Annotated in this window: 3 protein-coding genes; all 3 read right to left on the bottom strand. The window is 63.6% G+C overall.

Translation table 11 applies throughout. From position 1 onward, the window contains the following. Positions 1 to 4: 4 nt before the first annotated feature. On the bottom strand, positions 5 to 2,860 hold the full coding sequence (gcvP, locus tag AC2FLO_RS01260; RefSeq protein WP_496755239.1) for an aminomethyl-transferring glycine dehydrogenase: 2,856 nt from the start codon (positions 2,858 to 2,860) through the stop codon (positions 5 to 7). A gap of 114 nt (positions 2,861 to 2,974) precedes the next feature. Continuing rightward, on the bottom strand, positions 2,975 to 3,340 hold the full coding sequence (gcvH, locus tag AC2FLO_RS01255) for a glycine cleavage system protein GcvH (protein ID WP_209505056.1): 366 nt from the start codon (positions 3,338 to 3,340) through the stop codon (positions 2,975 to 2,977). A gap of 18 nt (positions 3,341 to 3,358) precedes the next feature. After that, positions 3,359 to 4,453: a glycine cleavage system aminomethyltransferase GcvT gene (gene gcvT / locus AC2FLO_RS01250; RefSeq protein WP_496755237.1), complete on the bottom strand. Its 1,095-nt coding sequence runs from the start codon at positions 4,451 to 4,453 to the stop codon at positions 3,359 to 3,361.

Genomic DNA, 4,453 nt, shown 5'->3' with positions numbered 1-4,453 from the left:
GGTTTCACTCAGCGGCGTCTTCGTATGCGTCCATTGGTGGGCATGTGCAGACGAGGTTTCGGTCGCCGTATGCGTTGTCGACGCGGTTGACGGGGGACCAGTATTTGTCGACGCCCATGGATCCCGGAGGGAAGCAGGCCTGTTCGCGGGTGTAGGGGCGGTCCCAGTCGCCGACCAGATCACGCACCGTGTGGGGGGCGTTTTTCAGCGGGTTGTTTTCCGCGTCGATCTTGCCGTCGATGATGTCCTGCGCTTCCGCGCGGATCGAGAGCATGGCGTCGCAGAAGCGGTCGAGCTCGTCCTTGGGTTCGGATTCGGTGGGCTCGACCATCAGGGTTCCGGCCACCGGCCAGCTCATCGTGGGGGCGTGGAAGCCTGAATCGACCAGGCGCTTGGCCACATCGTCGACGGTGACATGCGCCGCCTCGTCCAGCGGCCTTGTGTCGAGGATGCATTCATGTGCCACCCGACCCGTTTCCGAGGTGTAGAGGATCGGATAGGCGTCCTTGAGCCGCGCCGCGATGTAGTTGGCGTTCAGGATCGCCACTTTGGTGGCCTGCGTCAGCCCCGCGCCGCCCATCAGCAGCACATAGGCCCATGAGACGGGAAGGATCGAGGGCGAGCCGAAGGGTGCCGCCGAGACCGGACCCACGGCGGTGCCGTATTCCGGGTGGCCCGGCAGATGCTCGGCCAGATGCGCCTTGACGCCGATCGGACCCATGCCGGGGCCGCCACCGCCATGCGGGATGCAGAAGGTCTTGTGCAGGTTCAGGTGGCTGACATCGCCGCCAATGTCACCCGGACGTGCCAGCCCGACCATGGCGTTCATGTTGGCGCCGTCGATATAGACCTGACCGCCGTGATCATGGGTGATCTGGCAGACCTCCTGCACGGTGGTCTCGAACACGCCATGGGTCGAGGGGTAGGTGATCATGCAGGCGGCCAGATGGTCCGAATGCTTTTCCGCCTTTTCGCGGAAATCATTCAGATCGATATTGCCCTTGTCATCCGATTTCACCGGCACAACCTGCCAGCCCACCATCTGCGCCGAGGCCGGGTTGGTACCATGGGCCGAGGTCGGGATCAGGCAGACATTGCGCTGCCCTTCGCCGCGGGCGAAGTGATAGTTGCGGATGGTCAGAAGGCCCGCATATTCGCCCTGCGCGCCCGAGTTGGGCTGCTGGGAGATCGCGTCATACCCGGTGATCTGGCACAGCTTGTCGTTCAGATCCGCAATCATCTGATGGTAGCCCTGCGCCTGATCTTCGGGCACGAAAGGATGCAGGTTGCCAAACTCGGGCCAGGTGACCGGGATCATCTCGACCGTGGCGTTCAGCTTCATGGTGCAGGACCCCAGCGGGATCATCGCCCGGTCCAGCGCCAGGTCGCGGTCGGCCAGACGGCGCATATAGCGGGTGATCTCGGCCTCGGCCCGGTTCTTGTGGAAGATCGGGTGGGTCAGGTACGCGCTTTCGCGCAGCGCGTAATCCGGCAGGCGGTATTGCTTGTTCGAGCTGTCATCCTTGCGGTCGATGCCGAAGGCACCCCAGACCGCCTCGATGGTCTCGGGGCGGGTCTGTTCGTCCAGGCTGATGCCCACGCGGGTCTCGCCGACCTTACGCAGGTTGACGCCACGGGCCACGGCGGCCTCCATAACGACATTCTGCAGATGGCCGACCTCGACCGTGATGGTGTCGAAGAACACCTCGGGTTCGACCGAGAAGCCCGCCTCTTCCAGACCGGCGGCCAGGCGCGAGGTCTTGCGGTGCACCGATTGCGCGATCGCCTTGATGCCGTCGGGTCCGTGATAGACCGCATACATCGAGGCAATGACAGCCAGCAGCGCCTGCGCGGTGCAGACGTTCGAGTTCGCCTTTTCGCGGCGGATGTGCTGCTCGCGGGTTTGCAGCGACAGGCGGTAGGCCTTGTTGCCGCGGCTGTCGATGCTGACCCCGATGATCCGGCCCGGCATCGAGCGCTTCAGCTTGTCGGTGGTCGCCATATACGCGGCGTGCGGGCCGCCATAGCCCATCGGCACGCCAAAGCGCTGGGTCGAGCCGATGGCGATATCCGCGCCCATCTCGCCGGGGGATTTCAGCAGCGCCAGCGACAGGATGTCGGCGGCGACAACGGCGATGGCGTTATGTTCATGCAGCGCCGCGATCTCGGTCGTGAAGTCGCGCACATGGCCATGGGTGCCCGGATACTGGAAGATCGCGCCAAAGACGGCACCTGCATCCAGCTGATCGGGATCGCCCACCTGCACGTCGATGCCCAAGGGTTCGGCGCGGGTTTTGATGACCGCGATGGTCTGCGGATGACAGTTGCGATCCACGAAGAAGGCCGCGTTATTGGCCTTGGACCGGCCGCCGCGCTTGGCCATTGCCATGGCTTCTGCCGCAGCCGTGGCTTCGTCGAGCAGTGAGGCGTTGGCCACATCGAGCCCGGTCAGGTCGCTGACCATGGTCTGGAAGTTCAGCAGCGCCTCAAGCCGGCCCTGGCTGATCTCGGGCTGATAAGGTGTGTAGGCGGTGTACCAGGCCGGGTTTTCCAGGATGTTGCGCAGGATCGGCGCCGGGGTGGTGGTGCCGTAATAGCCCTGACCGATCAGCGAGGTCAGAACCTTGTTCTTGCCCGCCACCTGCTTCATGTGAAAGAGCGCATCGCGTTCCGTCATCGCCGGGCCCCAGTCCAGCGGTTCCTTCTGCCGGATCGCGGGCGGGACGGTGGCGTCGATCAGCTGGTCCAGCGTCTTGAAGCCGATCACCTGCAGCATGTCGCGCATTTCGGTGGGCGACGGGCCGATGTGGCGGCGATTGGCGAAGTCATAGGCTTCGTAATCGGTCAGTTTGAAGGCCATTGCAGCGCTCCTCAAGGATAGGTCAGACCCGGCGGAGACGGCAGGAGCCTCCGGCGGGAGTATTTGGAAAAAGATGAAGCAGGGAGCCCCGGTCTCTGGGGCTCCGGGCCGGATTTAGCCGATGAAGGCCTTGTAGCCGGCTTCGTCCATCAGATCTTCCAGCTGCGCGGCATCGGCGATCTTGATCTTGTAGATCCAGGCCTCGCCCTCGGGGTCGTCGTTCAGCGCGCCGGGATTGTCGGCCAGCGCCTCGTTCACTTCCGTAATCTCGCCATCAACCGGCGCGTAAAGCTCGGAGGCGGCCTTGACGGATTCGATCACGCCGATCTCGCCATCCTTCTCGAACTCGTCGCCCACTTCCTGCTGCTCGACAAAGACCACCTCACCCAGCTGCTCGGCCGCGTGTTTGGTGATGCCCAGCGTGGCCGTGTCGCCGTCGACCGCCAGCCATTCATGTTCTTCGGAATAATAGGTTGCCATGGTGTCTCTCTCCTGACTTCAACGCTTGTAATTCTGTTTGACGAAGGGCAGCGCCACGATCTGTGCCGGTTGCGCCTTGCCCCGGATGATCAGGTTGACCTTCTCGCCCGGCTCGCCATGGCCCGCGGACACATAGCCCATCGCAACCGGGCCGCCGACCGTGGGGCCAAAGCTGCCCGAGGTGATCTGACCGATGGTGTTGCCCTCAAGGCATTGCACCTCGACCCCCTGACGCGCGGGCGCGCGGCCGTCGGGCTTGATGCCCACCAGCTTGCGCGCAGGCCCCTCGGCCAGTTCGCGCTGCACACGTTCCGCACCCGGAAAGCCGCCTTCTTCCTTGCGGCGCTTCTGCATCGCCCAGCCAAGGCTGGCCTCGACCGGCGAGGTGCTCTGATCGATGTCATTGCCATAAAGGCACAGACCGGCTTCAAGCCGCAGGCTGTCGCGCGCGCCCAGACCCGCCGGTTCGCAATCCTCATGCGCAAGGAACGCCCGGGTGATCTCGATCGCCTTGTCTTCGGGGATCGAGATCTCGTACCCGTCCTCGCCCGTGTAGCCCAGCCGCGAGATGCGGCATTCGACACCCAGGATGTCGGCAATCGTGGTTTCCATGAACTTGAGGTCGCGCGCCGCAGGGCAGAGCGCGCCCACCACATCCTCGGCCTTGGGACCTTGCACCGCAACCAGCGCGCGGTCGAAGATCTCGGTCACCTCAACCCCGTCCAGATTGTCGCGCATATGCGGAATGTCCTGATGGCGCAGCGCCGCGTTCACCACCACAAAGTAATGATCCCCCGCGTTCGACACGATCAGGTCATCCATGATCCCGCCTTCGGCATTGGTGAAGAACCCGTACCGCGCCTTGCCTTCCTTCAGCGTCGCATAAGCCTGCGGACACAGTGCTTCCAGCTTCTCGCCCACATTCTCGCCCCGCAATATCACCTGACCCATATGCGACACATCAAACAACGCCGCCTTCTCGCGGCACTGCTTATGCTCGCCCATGATCCCCAGCGGATACTGAACCGGCATCTCCCACCCGGCAAAATCAACCATCTTGCCGCCCAACTCAACGTGAAGCCCATACAACGGCGTGCGTCTAATCTCGGTCAT

The sequence above is a fragment of the Ruegeria sp. TASC047 genome (genome assembly GCF_059612445.1).
The sequence above is the reverse complement of the archived record's forward strand: the minus strand, read 5'-3'. Positions and strand labels throughout refer to the sequence as shown.

Coding starts and splice junctions, on each gene's coding strand:
- gcvP (WP_496755239.1), bottom strand. CDS start 2,860: ATGGCCTTCAAACTGACCGATTACGAAGCCTATGACTTCGCCAATCGC.
- gcvH (WP_209505056.1), bottom strand. CDS start 3,340: ATGGCAACCTATTATTCCGAAGAACATGAATGGCTGGCGGTCGACGGC.
- gcvT (WP_496755237.1), bottom strand. CDS start 4,453: ATGACCGAGATTAGACGCACGCCGTTGTATGGGCTTCACGTTGAGTTG.